The following is a 21361-nucleotide window of genomic DNA, read 5'->3' on the forward strand; positions in this document are numbered from 1 at the left end:
AATAGCGCATAGTTGTACTGGTAGGATGTTGTGATGAGTAAATATCAGTTAGCGATAGTTTGTGTTACTGGTAATATACCAACAAGATATCATATCGAGACAGAATAGGGTCAATATGCAGTACCTAAGGTGAGAATAGTTATTCATTACCTAAATACCTAGTATTGAACAAACAAACTATGGCCTAAAATACAGGCGTGCTACTCTATACAGCAGTGTATGTTTGGCTGAAAAGTTGTAATATGTTAGAAATAATAAAAAATTGTAGTGAAAATTATCAGTTAAAACGTTGATAGTTTAACGATAACTTTTTACCAATTAATTGGTTATGGCTAACAGTAGTATATATAAATTAATTTTGTGAAACGAGCCGGATAACAAAACTGGACGTTCACAAATAATTGTATTGCTAATATAGATATTGCAGGCGACAGCACTTAACGTACGACAGATGACACAATAATAAGCACGATTCCATTCATTTATCTATCAAATAGACGATTATTATGAATAGTATAACTAAAGAAGCAAAAGGCTCAGGACATACAGAACTGGCCGCTGATAACGCCCAGTATATCGAAGCTCTTTATGAGCAGTATCTGAATGACCCGAGTAGTGTTGATACTGAGTGGCAAACGTATTTTGCACAATACAAATCGCCAAATGATGCACCGCATAATGCTATTAAAGACCAGTTCTTATTGCTTGCCCGCAATCAGACTGCAGGCAAAAGTAGCGATCAAGCGACCAGCTCAGCGCCTAGTGCTTTAGTAGATGGTGGTAACCCAAAGAAAATGGGTGTACAGCAGCTGATTTCAGCCTATCGCCGCCGTGGTCATCGCCGTGCTAGTCTCGATCCGTTAAACCTTGAAGTACGTGCAGAAGTAGAAGATTTAACCCTCGCTTACCATAACCTTTCAGAAGCTGACCTTGATACCGTATTCCCTACCAATGATCTAAGTATCGCTAAAGATTCAGCACCTTTACGTGAAATAATTGAGATCATGGAACGTGTTTATTGCCGCCACATTGGTGTCGAATACATGCACGTAACCACCAGCGTAGAAAAACGCTGGATGGAAAAGTATCTAGAAAGCAACTTAGGTCATATCAAATTTGATACAGAAAAACGTATCTCTATTCTTAAACGTCTTACAGCTGCTGAAGGCTTAGAAAAGTATTTAGCACGTAAATATACGGGTGTGAAACGTTTCGGTCTAGAAGGTGGTGAAAGCTTTATTCCTGCTATCAATGAAATCATCCAACGTGCTGGCGGTTATGGCACCAAAGAGATGGTCATTGGTATGGCTCACCGTGGCCGCCTAAACCTGTTAGTAAATATCTTAGGTAAAAACCCTGCGGACTTGTTTGACGAGTTCGATGGTAAGGTACAGCCAGAAAAAGGCTCAGGTGATGTTAAATATCATAATGGTTTCTCATCTAATGTGATGACGCCAGGTGGCGAAGCTCATTTGGCTTTGGCCTTTAACCCGTCACATCTTGAAATCGTTGCGCCAGTATTGCAAGGTTCAGTACGTGCCCGTCAGGTGCGTCGTAATGACCAACCTCTTTTAGACAATAAAGGCGGTAATTCAGTACTACCAATCGTCATTCATGGTGATGCTGCTTTTGCTGGTCAGGGCGTGGTTCAAGAAACCTTCCAGATGTCACAAACCCGTGCTTATACCACTGGTGGTACCGTACATATCGTTATCAACAACCAAGTAGGCTTTACCACTAGCCGTCAAGAAGATGTTCGTTCAACTGAATATTGTACTGACGTGGCAAAAATGGTACATGCGCCTATCTTACACGTGAACGGTGATGATCCAGAGTCAGTCGTATTCGCAGCTCAATTGGCATTAGATTATCGTCATGAGTTTGAGAAAGACATCATTATTGATCTGTTCTGCTATCGTCGTAATGGTCATAACGAAGCTGATGAACCATCAGCGACGCAGCCACTTATGTATGCTGTCATCAAAAAGTTACCAACCACTCGTACGCTTTATGCACAGCAGCTTATCAAAGAAGGCATCCTGAATGCCGATCAAGAAAAGCAGTATGAAGATGAGTATCGTGAGTCTTTAGATCGTGGTGACTATGTTGCCAACTCATTGGTCAATGAGCCGAATGAGGGCTTATTTGTAGATTGGACTCCTTATTTGGGTCATGATTTGGTCGATGAGTGGGATACCAGCGTTGATATTGAAGTCCTAAAAGGTTACGGACGCCGTATGGCCGAAATGCCAGAAGGCTACAAGCTACAACGCCAAGTTCAAAAAGTAGTCGAGCAGCGCCTAGCTATGCAAACTGGCGAAGAGCCATTGAACTGGGGTGCAGCTGAGACATTGGCTTATGCTTCATTGGTCGATAACGATAAGGTATTGGTACGTATTACTGGTGAAGATGTAGGCCGTGGTACGTTCTCACATCGTCATAGTGAAATATACAATATCAATGACGGCAGCATGTATGTGCCATTGGCTCATATGAGTGAAGACCAAGCTCGTTTTGCTACTTATAACTCGTTGCTATCAGAAGAAGCAGTGCTAGCTTTTGAATATGGTTATGCAACGACTGTCCCTAACGCATTGGTCGTCTGGGAAGCGCAGTTTGGTGATTTCGTCAACGGTGCACAGGTTGTTATCGACCAATTTATTTCAAGTGGCGAAACTAAGTGGCAGCGTGTTTGTGGTCTAACGATGCTGTTACCGCATGGCTTTGAAGGTCAAGGCCCTGAGCATTCATCTGCGCGTCTTGAACGTTTCTTACAGCTATGTGCTGAAGACAACATGCAAGTTATCACGCCGACGACTCCGGCACAGATTTATCATGCACTACGTCGTCAAGCGGTACGTCCTATTCGTAAGCCATTGATCGTTATGTCACCGAAGAGCTTGCTACGTCATAAATTAGCAACTTCAAATCTGGAAGAGCTTGCCAATGGTAAGTTTGAAACCGTCATTTCAGAGATGGACGATCACAACGCAGACAAAGTGACTCGTATGGTGCTATGTGGCGGCAAGGTTTATTATGACTTGCTTGAACAGCGCCGTGCACTAGGTCTAGAGCATGTAGCTATCGTTCGTATCGAACAGCTTTATCCGTTGCCAGAGCAGCGTTTGAAGGCTGAGATTGAAAAGTATAGCAACTTGGCTGAGATCGTATGGACGCAAGAAGAGCCACTTAACCAAGGCGCTTGGTATTACTTAGCACCGCATATGTACCGTATTGTCGTACCGCACCCAACCAAGGCGAAAGTCATGGAGCCGGTGGCACGTCCTGCTAGTGCAGCACCTGCAACAGGTTCACCAAAACTACACGCTCAACAGCAGCAAGCGTTAATCGCTGGCGGTCTTGGTATCAGTGTTGATGAGTTGTCTAAGTAACATATTATTGAATGCAAATGAATCAGGCGATAACAGTCAGTATGCTGTAATAAAATCTAGATAGTATTACCTAAGATCGCTATCCAAGATGGCACTGACTGTTTATCACGACTTAATAACAAATATGAATATCCAAATCTAAGGAGTATATCGATGGCTGATATCAAAGCCCCCGTTTTTCCAGAATCGGTTGCCGACGGTACAATCGTTGAGTGGCATGTTACTGAAGGTCAGCAAGTTAACCGTGATGACCTATTGGCTGAAATCGAAACTGATAAAGTCGTATTAGAAGTTGTAGCGCCTGACAACGGTGTTGTGACCAAAATCGTCAAGCAAGTTGATGATACTGTTTTGTCTGATGAGCTTATCGCTCAATTTGAAGCGGGTGCAAGCGCCAGTGCAGACACTGCTACAGAAGCAGCAGCGCCAGCACAAGCAGCAGCCTGCGGCGAGCCAGTACAAGCAGCGGCTCAAAACGACAGCAATGATGCAGATCATAAAGACCAAAGCCCAGCAGTTCGCAAAGCTGCGAAAGAAAGTGGCGTAGATCCTAAAGAAGTTGAAGGCAGTGGTCGTGGCGGTCGTGTGACCAAAACTGACATGGCTAACCCAACACTAAAATCTGACAGCAGCATCAAATCTGACAGCGGTCGTCCAGTTGCTGAATCAACGGGTGAGCGTACTGAAAAACGTGTTCCAATGACGCGTCTACGTAAAACAGTAGCGAATCGTCTATTGTCAGCATCACAAGATACTGCGATGCTAACGACGTTTAACGAAGTGAATATGAAGCCGTTGATGGACATGCGTGCTAAGTATAAAGAGCAGTTCGAAAAACGTCATGGCGTACGTTTGGGCTTTATGTCATTGTTTGTGAAAGCTGCAACAGAAGCACTCAAACGCTTCCCAGCTGTAAACGCTTCATTAGATGGCGATGATATCGTTTATCATGGTTATTATGATATCGGTGTAGCAGTCTCTTCAGATCGTGGCTTGGTTGTTCCAGTATTACGTGATACCGATCGCATGAGCATGGCTGATGTCGAAAGCCGTATTCGTGAGCTTGGTGGCCTTGCTCAAAAAGGTAAACTTGGTCTGAATGACATGACTGGCGGTACTTTCACTATCTCAAACGGTGGTGTATTTGGTTCATTGATGTCTACACCTATTTTGAACCCACCACAAACTGCTATCCTAGGTATGCATGCTATCAATGACCGCCCAATGGCAGTTGATGGAAAAGTTGAAATCTTACCAATGATGTACCTAGCCCTATCTTATGACCATCGTATGATTGATGGTAAAGAAGCAGTACAGTTCTTAGTAACCATCAAAGAATTGGTTGAAGATCCAGCCATGCTTCTACTAGACCTATAAGCTTCTAAGCTTGTATTGGCAACCGCTGATACAAGCTTTTTAACTTTAGTCTAGACAGTGGTATTAGCTGTTTATTGATAAATAAAGGTGTCTTGCTGACATGGTGTATTGACCATTAAGCACAGGCATACTGAGCAAAAACATCGCTTATTTATTAACGAGATAATCCTCAGTTTAAATGATATTTACAATTAGAATGATAATTAAAAATAGGAACGTACTATGAAAGACAATTATGATTTAGTCGTCATCGGCGGCGGTCCTGGTGGTTATGAAGCCGCTATCCGTGCAGGTCAGTTAGGTATGAGCGTTGCTTGTATCGAAAAACGTGTTTATAAAGGTGAGCCAGCGCTTGGCGGTACTTGCTTGAACGTTGGTTGTATCCCATCAAAAGCATTGCTTGATAGCTCACATCGCTATGAAGCGACCAAGCACGATCTTGCTGAGCATGGTATCAGCACTAGCGATGTAGCCATCGATATCGAAAAAATGATTGCTCGTAAAGAAGGCATCGTTAAGCAATTGACTGGTGGTGTTGCCGCTTTGCTAAAAGGCAATGGTGTTGATTGGCTGCAAGGCTGGGGCACATTGGTTGATGGTAAAGGCGCTGACAAGCAAATCAAATTTACTGCACTGGCAGACGAAAGCGAAACCACCATCACTGCAAAAAATGTCATCTTAGCGGCAGGTTCTGTCCCTATCGATATCCCTGTGGCCAAAACTGACGGCGATCGTATCGTTGACTCTACTGGTGCACTTGATTTCACTGAAGTCCCTAAGCGTTTAGGCGTTATCGGTGCTGGTGTTATCGGTCTTGAGCTTGGTTCAGTATGGCGTCGTCTAGGTGCTGAAGTGGTTGTTTATGAAGCCCTTCCAAGTTTCCTAGCAGCCGCTGATAAAGACATCGCAAAAGAAGCTGGTAAAATGCTGAAGAAGCAAGGTCTTGACATCCGTGTCGATACCAAAGTAACCAATGCTGAAGTTAAAGGCGATCAAGTTGTTGTCACTAGCGATACTAAAGGCGAGTCAAGTGAAGAAAGCTTCGACAAACTTATCGTTTGTGTAGGCCGCCGCGCATACTCTGAAAAATTGCTTGGCGATGACAGTGGTATCACATTGACTGAACGTGGTCTTATCGACGTAAACGATCAGTGTAAAACCAACCTTGATGGCGTCTATGCTATCGGTGACTTAGTCCGTGGCCCTATGCTTGCGCATAAAGCAATGGAAGAAGGCATGATGGCTGTTGAGCGTATTCATGGCGAAAAAGCTCAGGTTAATTATGATACTATCATCAACGTAATTTACACGCATCCAGAAATCGCATGGGTTGGTTTAACTGAGCAAGAAGCTGAAGCAGCTGGCTATGAAGTTAAAACCGGTTCATTCAACCTAGCAGCTAACGGCCGTGCACTTGCTCAAAGTGAAGCGGAAGGCTCTGTGAAAGTTGTTGCTGATGCAAAAACAGATCGCTTGTTAGGTATGCATGCTATCGCTGCTGGTGCTGGCGATATCGTCCATCAAGGTATGATCGCGATGGAGTTTGTCTCTAGTATTGAAGATCTGCAATTGATGACATTTGCGCATCCAACTATTTCAGAAGCTGTGCATGAAGCTGCTCTGTCTGCTGATGGCCGTGCTATTCACGCCATTCAGCGCAAAAAGCGTAAGAAATAAGTAGTTAGTTTGATAAGTACTGACTTATAACCTGACTGTAGTGTCGCTGTTAAAGCTATCGCTACAGTCACGAGTGCGCCAGACGGATGTCTAATATATATGCGCACTCATTTTCACTTTTTATTAATTGTAAAAAATAAAGGATACAATCAATGAATTTACATGAGTATCAAGCAAAAGAGCTGTTAAAAAGCTATGGTTTGCCGATTCAAGAAGGCATCATTGCCTATAGTGGCGACGAAGCTGCTGCTGCTTTTGATAAAACGCCAACTGACATTGCGGTTATTAAAGCGCAAGTACATGCTGGTGGTCGCGGTAAAGCTGGTGGTGTAAAGCTAGTTAAAACTCGTGAAGAAGCCAAGCAAGTAACTGAAGAGCTTATCGGTACCAACTTGGTTACTTTCCAAACTGACGCTGATGGTCAACCAGTTAACTTCGTATTGGTTGCAGAAGATATGTATCCAGTACAAACTGAGCTATATCTCGGTGCAGTTGTTGATCGTGCGACTCGTCGTGTGACTTTCATGGCATCAACCGAAGGTGGTGTTGATATCGAAGAAGTAGCAAACGAGACGCCAGAAAAAATCTTCAAAGTACATGTTGATCCTTTAGTTGGTTTAATGCCTTTCCAAGCGCGCGATGTTGCGTTCAAACTTGGTCTAGAAGGCAAGCAAATCAACCAGTTCGTTAAATTGATGACTGGTGCTTATAAAGCATTTGTTGAAAACGACTTTGCGCTAATGGAAATTAACCCATTGGCTGTTCGTGAAAATGGCGAAATTGTTTGTGTTGATGGCAAAATCGGTATCGATTCAAACGCACTATATCGTCTGCCTAAAATTGCAGCACTACAAGACAAAACTCAAGAAAACGAGCGTGAGCTTAAAGCTGCTGAGTTTGACCTAAACTACGTTGCCCTAGAAGGTAACATCGGTTGTATGGTTAACGGTGCTGGTCTTGCAATGGCAACGATGGATATCATCAAATTGTATGGCGGCAAGCCTGCTAACTTCTTGGACGTTGGCGGCGGCGCAACTAAAGATCGCGTTGTTGAAGCATTCAAGATCATTCTTGAAGACAGCAGCGTTGAAGGTGTTCTAATCAACATCTTCGGTGGTATCGTACGTTGTGACATGATTGCAGAAGCGATTATCGCTGCTGTTAAAGAAGTCGATGTACAAGTACCTGTGGTTGTACGTCTAGAAGGTAATAATGCTGAAAAAGGCTTACAAATTCTAGAAGAGTCTGGTCTTAAGCTGACTACAGCTCAAGGCTTAGCAGATGCCGCTCAAAAAATTGTCGATGCTGTAAAAGCTTAATATATTTAAGGCATAGTCCTTCAAATATAATTGTTTAAGCATAGTAGTCAACGCGTGATAGTGGCTTTCATATAAAAACTAACCATTAATATTGAATAAAAATGGTGTTGAGAGTCGCTATTACAAGACAACCGAATACAAGGAATAAATAATGAGTGTATTAATCGATAAAGATACCAAAGTATTGGTACAAGGTTTCACTGGTAAAAATGGTACGTTCCACTCTGAGCAAGCGATCGAATACGGTACTAAAGTAGTCGGTGGCGTAACGCCAGGTAAAGGCGGTCAAACGCACCTAGGCCTACCAGTATTTAATACAATGGCAGAAGCCATGGAAGCGACTCAAGCTGACGCTTCTGTTATCTACGTACCTGCACCATTCGTACTAGATTCTATCGTTGAAGCAATCGATGCTGGCGTTAAGTTGATCGTTGTGATCACTGAAGGCGTACCGACTATCGATATGCTAAAAGCAAAACGCTATCTTGAAGAAGCGGGCGATGTGCGTCTAGTTGGTCCTAACTGCCCAGGCGTTATCACTCCAGGTCAGTGCAAAATCGGCATCATGCCAGGCCATATCCATCAGCCAGGTAAAGTGGGTATCATCTCACGCTCTGGTACTTTGACTTATGAAGCCGTAGCTCAGACAACTAAGCTTGGTTTTGGTCAGTCAACTTGTATCGGTATCGGTGGTGATCCTATCCCTGGTATGAACCAGATTGACGCATTGAAATTGTTCGAAGCTGATCCACAAACTGAAGCTATCATCCTAATCGGTGAGATCGGTGGTACTGCTGAAGAAGAAGCTGCTGCTTACATCAAAGACCATGTAACTAAGCCAGTTGTTGGTTATATCGCTGGTGTTACGGCTCCAGAAGGCAAGCGTATGGGTCATGCTGGCGCTATCATCTCTGGCGGTCAAGGGACTGCTGAAGAGAAATTCAAAGCGTTTGAAGATGCTGGCATCGCGTATACGCGTGACCCATCTAAGCTTGGCGAAAAACTGAAAGAAGTTACTGGCTGGTAAGCAAGATAGGCATAAGTCTACAGTTTCACTACTGAAACTACATTGAAAAAAAGTAAAGACACCCCTACAATGGGGTGTCTTTTTATTTAAAAACGATATTATGAAACATAAGATATTAGTTACTGGTGGTGCTGGATATATTGGCTCTCACACTTGTATTGCACTGTATGAAGCAGGCTATGATATTGTAGTATATGATGATTTATCTAATAGTAGCTATGAAGCAATTCGTCGTGTTGCTACTCTAATTAACCAACATATTGAGTTTATCGAAGGTGATGTTAGAGACACTGAGTTGCTCAAAAAAGTATTTGCATCTCATAATTTTTTTGGCGTAATTCATTTAGCAGGGCTAAAAGCGGTTGGAGAGTCAGTTATCAAGCCACTGCTATACTATAGTAACAATGTCAGCGGTACTGTTACATTATTAGAAGTTATGACGGAGTATAACGTTAAGAATTTTATTTTCTCATCATCCGCAACTGTCTATGGTGATCCTGAAACTCTACCTATTGATGAGAAATCGAAGCGATCCTGTACCAACCCTTACGGACAAAGTAAGCTTACAGTGGAACATATATTAGAAGACCTAGCCTTATCAGATGCTACGTGGAGTTTAATTCCTCTTAGATACTTTAATCCAGTTGGTGCCCATCCATCAGGACAGATTGGGGAAGACCCAAATGATACCCCCAATAATTTGATGCCTTATATTTCACAAGTAGCAGTCGGTAAGCTTGCTAAACTCGATATATTTGGAAATGACTATCTTACTATAGATGGAACAGGTGTACGGGACTTTATACATGTTACTGATTTGGCGCAAGGTCATGTAGCTGCACTTAGTTATTTAGAGCACCAACTTAACTCAGGAAGCTGTTTAGATATTGCAGGTGCAGTAGGTTTTCTGCCTATTAACCTAGGAACAGGAAAAGGTACTTCTGTATTAGAGTTGGTAGATACATTTTCTGAGGTCTCTGGGAAATCTATACCTTATCAATTTACGGATCGCCGTGCAGGAGATATTGCCAGCTGCTATGCTAGTGCCAGTAGTGCAAAAGATTTATTAGGGTGGGAAGCTAAACTGTCCATTACCGATATGTGCCAAGATACATGGCGCTGGCAGATAGCTAATCCTAATGGCTATAACTAAAAATCTTAATGATATTTGATAATAGATAGATTTTCATTTTTTATAATAATTGGTATAGATTTATCATATTTTTTTAAATTCTAATTTAAGATTTTTTATAATGTTTTCTAAGATATAGGTATGCAGGGTAACTGCGAGAACTATACTGAAAGGATATACTGGCACTCATAAAATAAGAGTGTTTTTACTAAAATTTATATATAAATACTTGAGGAAAAATAACATGCTTCGTAATTCAACTATATTAGTAACAGGTGGAACTGGCTCATTCGGCCATAAATTTATCCCTATGACGCTCGAAAAGTATAATCCTAAGAAAATAATCATTTTCTCAAGAGATGAAATGAAGCAATGGGAAATGGCTAAGCTATTTGAAGGTGATGATCGAGTAAGGTTCTTTATTGGTGATGTTCGTGATAAAGAACGTTTATATCGTGCTTTAGATGGAGTAGATTACGTTGTTCATGCAGCAGCAACTAAAATCGTACCTACGGCAGAATATAATCCTTTTGAATGTGTAAAAACAAATGTACATGGGGCAATGAACCTAATTGATGCATGCATAGATAAAGGTGTTAAGGGCGTAGTTGCGTTATCAACTGATAAAGCAAGTAGTCCTATAAATCTATATGGTGCTACTAAACTCACTTCTGATAAATTATTTGTAGCAGGAAATGCTTATAGCGGACAGCACGTGACCAAATTCTCTGTCGTAAGATATGGTAATGTGATGGGATCACGTGGATCAGTAATTCCTTTCTTCTTGTCAATTAAAGAAAGAGGCGAGCTACCTATTACTGATGATCGTATGACACGTTTTATGATTACTTTGGAAGAAGGTGTTGAGCTTGTATGGCATGCTTTTGAAGATATGGAAGGTGGTGAGATTTACGTTAAAAAAATTCCATCAATGAATATTATGGATGTAGCAAAAGCTGTAGCGCCAGAAGCTACCACTAAGGTGGTTGGTATTAGACCTGGTGAAAAACTACATGAGCAAATGATTGGCGCTGAAGATTCTTATTATACTTATGAGTACCCTGAACACTTTAAAATCTTACCCACTATCAACAATTGGGGTCATTCACCTGAAAGAGTAAAAGATGGTAAATTAGTTCCAGAAGGTTTTGTCTATTCAAGTGATAATAATACTGAATGGATGCCAAGAGAAGAGCTAGAATCTTGGATACAAAAGAACAAAGATAATATTGGTAAAATCTAATGAATTTTATTCCCTATGGTCGCCAAAATATTACAGAGGAGGACATTGACGCAGTCGTCAATGTCCTCAAGTCTGATTATCTAACGCAAGGCCCTAAAGTACCAGAGTTCGAAAATGCAATCAAAAAGCATTGTAATGTTGAATATGCTCTGGCAATGAACAGTGCTACTTCGGCCCTCCACGTTGCGTGTTTGGCTTTAGACGTGGGCAAGGATGACATTGTCTGGACGACACCTATTACGTTTGTAGCATCTGCAAACTGTGCTTTGTATTGTGGTGCTACAGTTGATTTCGTGGATATTGATCCAAGAACCTATAATTTATCTATTCAGTCTCTAAAACATAAGCTTAAAACTGCTAAAGAGCAAGGTAAATTACCGAAGGTAGTGATTCCTGTGCATTTATGTGGTCAGCCTTGTGATATGGATAGTATATATCAACTTTCTAAAGAGTATGGCTTTTCTATTATCGAAGATGCTTCACATGCTATAGGTGGTAAATATAAAAACGAGCCAATAGGTAACTGCCAATATTCGGATATTACGATTTTTAGCTTTCATCCAGTCAAAATAATTACGACTGCTGAAGGCGGCTTAGCGACCACGAAAAGTGAAGAGCTAGCACAAAGAATGGAGTTGTTACGTAGTCATGGTATTACTCGTGACACTGATTTAATGACCCATGAACCAGATGGCTCTTGGTACTATCAACAAATTACGCTTGGTTTTAATTATCGAATGACTGAAATGCAAGCTGCGTTAGGTGCCTCTCAGATTAAACGTCTTAGTACTATTACTGAAAAACGTCATCAACTTGCTAGAAAATACGATAGCTTATTGGCTGATCTACCTGTAATAACTCCTTATCAACATTCAGACGGATATTCGGGATTACACCTTTACGTGATACGTATTGAAACTAAGCAGGTTCGAAGAACCCATAAAGAAGTGTTCGATGATTTACGGGCTGCAAATATTGGTGTAAACCTTCATTATATCCCGGTGCATTTACAGCCTTACTATCAACAAAACCTAGGGTTTACGGTAGGGGATTTTCCTGAGGCAGAGTCATACTATGCACAGGCAATTAGCTTACCTATGTATCCTGACCTTTCAGAACAAGAGCAAGAGTATGTAGTAAAAACGCTAAGGAGTATTCTCATATGAGTAGTGTAGCTTTGATTCCTGCTCGTGGCGGAAGCAAACGTATTCCTCGGAAGAATATAAAAAACTTTTCTGGAAAGCCGATTATTGCTTATTCTATCGAAGCAGCTTTGAAAAGTGGCTGCTTTGACAAAGTGATCGTATCTACAGACGACGAAGAGATTGCATCTGTAGCAAAAGAGTATGGGGCTGAAGTTCCTTTTTTAAGGCCTGAAGACATCAGTAATGACTTTGCAACCACTAAGGATGTTATCAATCATTTTCTAGAGTATCTGAAAGAAAATGATTTTGACTATGACTATCTCTGTACAATCTATGCTACAGCACCACTTCTCCAAGAAAGATATCTTGTGGAAGGTTATGACAAATTAAAGAGCTCAGATGCTGTAAATGTATTTAGCTGTACAACGATGCCATTTCCTATACAAAGAACTTTTAAGTTAGGGCGTGATGATCGATGCGAAATGTTTTGGCCAGAAAATTTTAATAGCCGTAGCCAAGATTTGGAAGAGGCTTATCAAGATGCAGGTCAGTTCTACTGGAGAAATCTACAAACCACCTCTACAAAAAATATGTTTGGCTCTGATAGTGCTGGGATAGTGATACCAAGACATTTCGTACAAGATATTGATACATTAGAAGATTGGGAAAGAGCCGAATATATGTATCAGCTAATCAATAGATAGGATAAACAATGAATAATACAATATTAATTCTGGGTACAAACTCAGGGCAGCTTGATTTAATCAAAACAATGAAAGAGTTGGGTTGGTATGTTATTGGTTGTTCAAATAGATCTGATGAAGTGGGAGTTAAATACACAGACAAATTCTATGAAGTTGACATTCGTGATATTGAAGCAGTCTCAAAGATAGCAGCAGATAATGATGTTAACTTAGTATATTCAGTATCATCAGATACAGCGATTAAATCAGTAGTGCAGGTGTCTAGCAAACTCAACTTGCCTACTTTTTATTCAGAAGAGCTAATCCGATTACTTGATAATAAGCAAGATTTGAGAAGTTTTTTAAATAACATGAAGCTCAGTATTGTTAACTATGTAGAAGTTGATGACGTGGATGACAGCAACAAATGGAATACGTTCCCATGTATTGTAAAGCCATCTAATGCGCAAGGTCAGCGAGGCGTAAAAAAAGTTAACAGTGCTTATGAACTAAAGAACTCAGTCATAGAGGCTAAACAATTTTCGTCAAACAATACTGCAGTGATCGAAGACTTTCTAGATGGAGTGGAGATATCATGTAATGTGCTAGTTTCAAATGGCCAAATTGTATTTGACATACTATCTGAACGTCTAACTTATAACGATGAATACTTTGGTATACCCAAAGGACATCTAATTCCTTGCGTAAACATTGACGAAGATACTAAGAAAGAAGCTGTTGAATTGGTTTCTAATGTAGTAAAAGCATTAAAAATTGAAAACGGACCTTTATATTTTCAAATGAAAGCGACTACAAACGGAGTCAAAATTATCGAAATAGCTCCGAGATTGGATGGCTGTCACATGTGGAGACTTATTCAGCATGCTACCAATAGAAGTTTTCTAGTAGAAACAATTGAGGCGCTATTAAATAAGCATCAAAGTATGCAGCGTGTGCAGCTGAAAGACAACAAATACTACGAATTGATTTTTCAACATTCAAAGCCGAATCAAACATTTGAAGATAAATGCTTCCCTATTCCAGTAGGTGCTCTATATCATGAATATAGATACTCTAATGGAGAAGCGATTAATATTATCAATGGCAAAAAAGAAGTAGTAGGTTACTATATTTCTGAATTTCAGAAAGATAAGTGGGAAGATGAATGAGACTCATAGTCACAGGTGCGACAGGTTTTATTGGTAGGTATCTAGTTGAATCCGCTCAGCAGCATTTTGAAATTATCTGCTTGACGAGAAGTAATGAGAAAAACAGTGAGAATCAAAGCGTAAGTTTTGTTCAGACAGACTATGAGCTAAATAGTCTAGTAAATATTTTCCAAGAAGATGATGTGCTAGTTCACTTGGCTGGTCAAAGATTAACCAGAAGTGAAGAAGAACCTAAGCTAAGTGGCTTTATTGACTCCAATGTAAAGATGACTGAAAACTTGCTTTTAGCAGCATGTGCGGCAAAAATCAGGCAGGTTGTTCTGACTTCTACCATTGGAATATATTCCGAAATAGATAAAACGCCATACTTAGAAGATACTGTTACACATCCTAATACTATATATGGATTGTCAAAGTTGATGGGGGAGCAGCTGGTCGCCTATTACTGTCGAAAAAATAATGTCAAAAGTACTATATTTAGACTGTCTCAGTGTTTTGGTGTGGGAGAAAAGGACTCTCCAGTCTTAATGAGGTTTATAAAGCTAGCTAGAGAAAAAGAAAAGCTTACCGCCCAAGACAACGAATTTTACTTGGATGAAGTTTATGTTAAAGATGTTGTCGAAGCAATAATATTGTCCATCACTAAAAAAGCAGAAGGTACTTTTAATATTGGTGGTGGTAAAGCATATTCTATTTTAGAAATGGCAGAAACAGTAAATGAAGTTTTTGATAATACTGGTAATATTGAAATCATCTCAAGTATAAAAATTAAAAACGAGGATAATTTTTTATCAACTCAAAAAATAGAGATTCAATTAAATTGGACGCCTAATTTCAACTTAAAAGAGGCTTTAGTTGATATGAGAAATACTTATAATGCAAATAAGGAGTTGAAATGAATACATTAAAGGAAGTTCTATATAAAGGTGACTCTAAAGAAAATGATCCAACTCCATTTATCATTGCAGAAATGTCAGGGAACCATGGGGCCTCATTAGAACAGGCACTAAAGATCGTCGATCATGCTTCACAAACAGGTGTAGATGCTCTGAAGTTGCAAACCTTCACACCAGAATCGATGACCTTAAATTTAGATCACGATCATTTCAAGGTAACTAATAAAAAGTCATTGTGGTACGGCAGAAGACTTTACGACTTATATGAAGAAGCCCAAACAAAATATGAATGGCACAAGGCTATATTTGACAGAGCACGTGAAAAAAATGTCTTATGTTTTAGTACTCCTTTCGATGAAGAGGCAGTAGACCTTCTGGAATCGTTAAGTGTTCCGGCTTATAAAATTGCTTCTTTTGAATGTGTCGATATTCCTTTGATTAGATATGTTGCTCAAACCAAGAAACCAATGATTATCTCTACTGGTATGGCCTCTATTTCTGAAATAGACTTAGCTGTGAATACAGCTCTGAAAAATGGCTGCTCTCAGCTGACGCTTTTACAGTGTACTAGTAGTTATCCAGCTCCTGCATCAGAAGCAAATTTAAGAACAATTCCTCATATGAAAGAGCTATTTGGTTGCCAGGTAGGCTTGTCTGATCATACGTTAGGGATAGGAGCCGCTATAGCTGCTACAACATTGGGTGCAACTGTTATTGAAAAACATTTTAAGCTAGAAGATGATGAGGGTAGCATTGATGCAGCATTTTCATTAACACCGAGTCAGTTTAAGCAGCTTGTTATTGAATGTAAAACTGCTGCTGAAGCTATGGGCTGCGTATCTTACGGAGTAAGTGATGCTGATACATTAGCAAGAAAAAATAGAAGATCTATTTATGTTGTTAATGATATTAAAGCTGGTGAATTGATTACAACTGAAAATGTAAGAAGAATAAGACCGGGACATGGTTTATCACCGAAATATTTTGATGAAGTAATTGGCAAAAGGGCTGCATCAGATATGAGTATAGGCACACCGTTAGATTGGAATAACTTAGAGAATTGATTATGACTCATTACTGGCTCAAGAAAGCAAAAAAAAGTCTTTTAAACTCTAAAGAGTTTTCTAAAGCGAAAGAAATCTTGGAGACGAACAGTTTTTTAGAGAAGAAAGAGTTTGCAAAAGTAAAAGAACTCTTGGATTCTAAAGAGTTCTCAAAAGCAAAAGAGTTCTTAAAAGCTAAAGAATTAGAGTTTTTCAAGGCAAAAGACTTTTTAATCACTAAGGTGAATCAGAGTCATAGTCAGGATATAGAAGAAACATTGCAAGAGCTGGTAAGCAATGAGCAGCTACGGGTTACTTCTCAAAGAAAATACGGTTTACATCTTGAAGAGCTACTAAACTCAGAAGAAAGTTTAAAAGACTTGGGTGCAGTTGCAAAAAGATTCTTAGACATCAATCCCGATAGTATTTTACTGATATATTTGACAGTTGTCTCTTTGGCTAAGCAAGAAAGATTTGAAGAAGCATCTGATCTTATTTCAAACAAAGTTGTAAAACTAAAGTTAAATAAAGCTAAAAATATTAAAGTCAGAGATAAGCAATTAGTTGCCTTGCTAAAGATTTGGAGAGTTCTCGATCTTATAGCAAGAGAAAATATGAAATGGGCAGATGGTGATAATTTAAAAAGTAAAAACTACGATGAGTTAGAGTTTTTGTTGTCTGATCATGACTTAGAAGATCCTGAGTTAACCTCTGACCTTATTCTGTTCTATGCCGAGCCGTATTTACAGGGTAAGCTTCATCATGATTATCTAAATATATGTCAGTTAGCATTTGACAAATCCAAAACGCTAGATAAAAAGCTAAAAGTCATTTATGCCTTTAGACGAGAGGGTATTAGGCGTCTTCCGAGTTATCATAGGAATTATGAGATAGCGATATCGTTGTATATCTCATTAGAAGATGAAATTAACGAGTTTGTTAGTCAATCTTTGTTAGATCCAACCTTGAAAAATGTAAAAACTCTAAGAGCAGTTATGAATGTCGGAAGGTCTTTGGGCCAGTATGATATATATAGACCTGCGAAAGAGGCAATTATTCAGATCGCAATGTCAGATACAGGTCAGTCAACAGTATGGACTGCTGCCTTTGCACTTATGGAAGATGATAAAGAGAATTACGAAATATCCAAAAAAATATTGAGCTTGGGTGATAAAGAGCCTCAGCACGCATCCGATATCCAGCATTTCTTGGATTGGGCCATATTGGCAGAAGAGTATCAATTAGCTTATAAGTTCTTCTCTAAGCAGCCAAGAAAGGTAAAAGAGTCAAAGAGTGCTCTTTCTTATGTAAAAATTCTTCATAGACTTAAAAAGTTTGAAGAAGCAGAAGAGATAACTAGAGGAGTTCACATTTCTCTCTTATCTCGGAGTCATAATTTATGTCCGTATACTAGTTGGTCATTGGTCAAACGGTCAGGCGAGCTTAAATTTTTGAAGGATACAGCCATACTGTATCAAAGTATTCCACAGCCCAAGAATCCACAGGGAGTAATTTTTATTACTCCAAGATCTATAGAGCAGTTGAGAAAAACACCTATCGTTCTTCTCATGGAACTTAAAAGACTTGGTTGGGCCGTCATACCTTTATCAGAAGGTCTTTTGCCGACAGAAAAAACGAACAATGTATACATTAATGAGTTCATCGATGTCATAACGATGAATCGAGAAATAAAGAGGGACTCTAAGCTTGAACTTGATACAGAATTCGATATGAGTTTGAATCAAGGTAAAATGCAGTGGAAAGATATTGATCTATCCCATGTTTTATGGGAAGAGTCAGCTATCAACAAACGTATTTATGACGTAGATTACACTTGCCCGGCATTAAATATTTACTTAGAAAATATTTACACTACAACAAAATCGGCAGCGACTGTTTTAGACAATATTCATAAACTGAAAGATGATATTGGGCTAAGAATTGGGTTTATTGTACAGTTTAATGCAAGATTACCAGATGCGCTTTATCGTTTTTATTGTGAGCAATATGGAGATCCCAAGGATTTCTTTTGTATACACTCTGCAAACGGCTATCAGAACTATTTTTCTAACTTCTCTACTAATATATCGTCTAAGTGTGTTGTTAGAAATATGACAAAATATCCTCATACAAGGTCAGCTAGCTTCCCATTGCCAGAAGAGTTTGAAGTTTTCTATAGAGAAAACAAATATCGTGCTCAAGATATTTTAGAGACAGTAAGTGGTGTTACCAATGTAAAGAGATCTGTCTCTTATGATGATGACTCTGTTGAGAAGAGGGCTACCATTCAGTATATCAATAACTGGAGAGCATCTGGTAAAAAGGTAGTCTGTGCATTTGGCAAGGTTGTCTATGATTCAGGAGTTCCGTTTGATGGAGGAGCTGCACATTCAAATATGAAAGACTGGATTAATCATTCGATTGAAACCGTTGATGGCACAGATACTTTACTACTTATTAAACCTCATCCACACGAGTTGAACCAGCAAATTTCAACATTTGGTAATGCGGTATTTAGAGATATTATTGAGAAAGAAAACCCAAATATAATATTTCTAGACCATAATTGGTTCAAAATGCATGATTTGAAGGATTTAATAGACTTTGCAATCGTTTATAACGGTACGTCTAGTATTGAGCTAGGTGTGATGGATATTCCCGCTATTTTATGTGGACATTTCGGAACAGTTGATTATCCAGTCGGGCACCCTTCGCCAAGTAATAGGCTACATTTTGAACAAATGTTAAAAGGTGAGGTTGAGCTTGAATTTGATGATGAGTTAAAATACAAGTCAGCATTATGGCTTTTTTATATGGGAAGTAGTTTGTTTACGACAGACTATAGATATCATTCAAGACCCGTTACTAATAAAGTACTGTACCCTCCATATTGGTTTAATAAAGATGTAAATCATTATTTAACTAAAGGCGATCAGAATGTAAGAAAACTTGCATTAGAAATTATTGAATAGGATTATAAATTGGATATAGTCGTTATAAGATGTTCAGCAAGTGCTAACGTTGGATTTGGCCATTTGGTTAGGTGTAGAGTGCTTGCTGCAGAGCTACGTAAAAGAGGATATGGCGTTATTATGATTGGACCACCTCTTAGCTTAAAAGATAAAGCTGACGAAACCAATTTTTTCGAATGGATTTCTCGAGAGAGTTGGTTAAGCTCTGAAAGTGAAGCCGATTTTCATCTTAGTATTTTGGAAAAGTATAACTCAAAATATATTATCATCGATGATTATAGATCTGATGGAGAACATCAGAAAAGATTGCGCGAAGAAAACGTAAGAATCGTTCAGCAATATGACGCCAGTAAAAAGCAAAATTTTGCGGCTAATCTGGTAGTAAACGGTAGCCCACATGAAAGAGCGGAATTCTATAAAAAAGATGTTTTATATAATGATGTAGAGTTTTTATTAGGCCCTCAATATTGTATATTGCGACCAATATTTTTTAATTCTGAGCTCAAAAAATGCTATAAGCAAAAAAGAATCTTGATGACTTTTGGTGGCGGTAGTGATAGAGGTGCTATTCTCTACATTTTAAGAAAATTCTATCAAATTATTGCAGACAAGAATTGGAAGCTAACGATAGTAGTTAGTGATAAAAATGAAAATATTGGAGAGATATCTAATTGGATAAGATCAAATAGCTCTAAAGATATTGAGCTTATGGTCAGCCCTGAAAATATGGCAGAGATAATGTCTACATGTAGTTTTGCAATTTTGGGTGGTGGTACTACTATATTTGAAGCTGCCTATCTTGGTATTCCAGCACTGTTAATACCTATTGCTGATAATCAAATAAATCAATGCATAGGTTGGGATGAGTTAGGCGGGATGATGTATGTCTCAAACTTTGATGAACTTGATGATGCTAAGTTTGCAGAGAATCTAAGAAGTTTCTTGAGTGAGCCTAGCCTAATTGAATCACATAGACAAAATCTAAAGACAATTATTGATGAGCATGGCTATGAAAGAATACTCGATAAGTTGTTGAATGATGAGTAACAGTGCATTTCCAACACCTTTGAAAGGTGATAATCATTCTATATTTATCAGATCGGGTTCGTCAAAGTTAGTTATTTTCTTTTCTGCAATTAATATGAAAGAAAATCAGTTTAATTTTTGGCAACTAGGAAGAGAAATTGATGAGAATGTGATTTTTGTAAACGATCCTTCCAATCAATGGTATCTAAATGGCATACCAAGCTTAGGAACAAGCTTGGATAAGACAATGGTGTGTCTCAAAAATTGGATAGACCATTTAGAGGTTGAAGAGATATACACTGTCGGAACTAGCATGGGTGGTCATGCAGCCATTCACTATGGCATAGAACTAAATGCGAATATACTATCATTTCCAGCTGAGATTATATTAAGAGAGCAGCATTCTAGAAGTATTCAGAATTTAGAACGAGATATAGTAAAGAAAGAGTTTCTGTTGGAAAAAATAGAGAATTTTGATAAAACGATACATATGATAATAGGTGAGTCTACGCCTAAAGATTTGATCAATGCAGGTTATATAAGGGGTTTTGAAAACGTTAAAGTTTACTCATTATTAGGAACTGATCATTACGTACCTTCTGTAATTTCACGTTCTAGTAAACTATATACATTGTTGATGAAGTTTGTCTCTACGGGTATGATTGAAAAAGAGCTGTTTTCAAACTTAGGAAATTTCAATCTATACGATGACGAGTTGTTTGCTGACCTTGCTAAAGCACACCAAAATTTTGGTTCTGCTAATTTTGACAAGGCTATTTTTTACGCCAAAAGAATACTCATTACGTTTCCTGCTTTCGAAAGTGCTTTATATATGGTTGGAGACAGTTATCTACAAAAAGAAGAGTATCAATTAGCGATGAGTTATTTAGCGAGAGCTATCATAGTAGCTCCTAATAATGCAGATTATTTATTCAAGTACTCACATGCTCTCAGGATGCTAGATGATAAGAAGAGCAGTCTACATATTTTAGATACTTTGATTCAAAAATTCCCGAACTATGCTAGAGCTTATTATGCTAGAGGTAATATGCAAATAGAAGAAGGTAATGAGTTAAAGGCTTTAGAGTCGTTTAAGCTAGCATTTTCACTAAATAACAAGAATGAAAAATTCGAGAAGAGATATTTAAAGTTGCGTCATAAACTAAAGTAGTTTTTTACATTTATAGATTCAAAATAGCAGCTGATATGCAAATATCCGTATTGTCTAAATTAGGAGTCTTACTATGTGAATGTAAGATT

The 21361-nt window shown here is 38.9% G+C and carries 15 protein-coding genes; all 15 read left to right on the plus strand.

The window, feature by feature from the left end; translation table 11 throughout:
- The first annotated feature begins 506 nt into the window (after positions 1–506).
- The 15 genes from I6E84_RS00975 (at position 507) to I6E84_RS01045 (ending at position 21272) form a co-directional block, all read left to right on the plus strand.
- On the plus strand, positions 507–3392 hold the full coding sequence (locus I6E84_RS00975) for a 2-oxoglutarate dehydrogenase E1 component (protein ID WP_197215555.1): 2886 nt from the start codon (positions 507–509) through the stop codon (positions 3390–3392).
- 153 nt (positions 3393–3545) lie between these two features.
- Entirely contained in the window at positions 3546–4769 is a 1224-nt protein-coding gene (gene odhB / locus I6E84_RS00980) for a 2-oxoglutarate dehydrogenase complex dihydrolipoyllysine-residue succinyltransferase (protein ID WP_197215556.1), read from the plus strand.
- Positions 4770–4991: 222 nt separating this feature from the next.
- A complete protein-coding gene (lpdA, locus tag I6E84_RS00985) occupies positions 4992–6446 on the plus strand; it encodes a dihydrolipoyl dehydrogenase (RefSeq protein WP_197215557.1) in 1455 nt (484 codons plus the stop codon).
- A gap of 152 nt (positions 6447–6598) precedes the next feature.
- Complete coding sequence (sucC, locus tag I6E84_RS00990; protein WP_110922030.1) at positions 6599–7765, plus strand: ADP-forming succinate--CoA ligase subunit beta; 1167 nt, start codon at positions 6599–6601, stop codon at positions 7763–7765.
- A gap of 151 nt (positions 7766–7916) precedes the next feature.
- Positions 7917–8792 (plus strand): succinate--CoA ligase subunit alpha, encoded by an 876-nt coding sequence (sucD, locus tag I6E84_RS00995; protein WP_110922029.1) that lies wholly within the window; start codon positions 7917–7919, stop codon positions 8790–8792.
- A gap of 100 nt (positions 8793–8892) precedes the next feature.
- Complete coding sequence (gene galE, locus I6E84_RS01000) at positions 8893–9945, plus strand: UDP-glucose 4-epimerase GalE (RefSeq protein ID WP_197215558.1); 1053 nt, start codon at positions 8893–8895, stop codon at positions 9943–9945.
- Between the two features lie 223 nt (positions 9946–10168).
- Positions 10169–11167, plus strand: a complete 999-nt coding sequence (gene pseB, locus I6E84_RS01005) for a UDP-N-acetylglucosamine 4,6-dehydratase (inverting) (protein ID WP_197215559.1) — start codon at positions 10169–10171, stop codon at positions 11165–11167.
- Positions 11167–12333, plus strand: coding sequence for a UDP-4-amino-4,6-dideoxy-N-acetyl-beta-L-altrosamine transaminase (gene pseC / locus I6E84_RS01010; protein ID WP_197215560.1), 1167 nt, complete (start codon positions 11167–11169; stop codon positions 12331–12333). The genes pseB and pseC overlap by 1 nt, the downstream gene beginning before the upstream one ends.
- Positions 12330–13016 (plus strand): pseudaminic acid cytidylyltransferase, encoded by a 687-nt coding sequence (pseF, locus tag I6E84_RS01015; RefSeq protein ID WP_197215561.1) that lies wholly within the window; start codon positions 12330–12332, stop codon positions 13014–13016. Before pseC ends, pseF begins: the two co-directional genes overlap by 4 nt.
- An 8-nt stretch (positions 13017–13024) precedes the next feature.
- Complete coding sequence (locus tag I6E84_RS01020; protein WP_197099623.1) at positions 13025–14164, plus strand: ATP-grasp domain-containing protein; 1140 nt, start codon at positions 13025–13027, stop codon at positions 14162–14164.
- Positions 14161–15063 carry an NAD-dependent epimerase/dehydratase family protein gene (locus tag I6E84_RS01025; protein ID WP_197215563.1) on the plus strand — a complete coding sequence of 301 codons (903 nt, stop codon included), beginning with the start codon at positions 14161–14163 and terminating at the stop codon, positions 15061–15063. Before I6E84_RS01020 ends, I6E84_RS01025 begins: the two co-directional genes overlap by 4 nt.
- Positions 15060–16124, plus strand: coding sequence for a pseudaminic acid synthase (gene pseI, locus I6E84_RS01030; protein ID WP_197099625.1), 1065 nt, complete (start codon positions 15060–15062; stop codon positions 16122–16124). Before I6E84_RS01025 ends, pseI begins: the two co-directional genes overlap by 4 nt.
- 2 nt (positions 16125–16126) lie before the next feature.
- Positions 16127–19075: a hypothetical protein gene (locus I6E84_RS01035; RefSeq protein WP_197099626.1), complete on the plus strand. Its 2949-nt coding sequence runs from the start codon at positions 16127–16129 to the stop codon at positions 19073–19075.
- A gap of 78 nt (positions 19076–19153) precedes the next feature.
- Positions 19154–20122: a glycosyltransferase gene (locus tag I6E84_RS01040; RefSeq protein ID WP_197215565.1), complete on the plus strand. Its 969-nt coding sequence runs from the start codon at positions 19154–19156 to the stop codon at positions 20120–20122.
- Positions 20115–21272, plus strand: a complete 1158-nt coding sequence (locus tag I6E84_RS01045; RefSeq protein ID WP_197215567.1) for a tetratricopeptide repeat protein — start codon at positions 20115–20117, stop codon at positions 21270–21272. Before I6E84_RS01040 ends, I6E84_RS01045 begins: the two co-directional genes overlap by 8 nt.
- Positions 21273–21361 lie beyond the last annotated feature (89 nt).

Origin of the sequence: Psychrobacter sp. SCQQ22 (assembly GCF_015864605.1) — a bacterium.
Taxonomy (GTDB): domain Bacteria; phylum Pseudomonadota; class Gammaproteobacteria; order Pseudomonadales; family Moraxellaceae; genus Psychrobacter; species Psychrobacter fozii.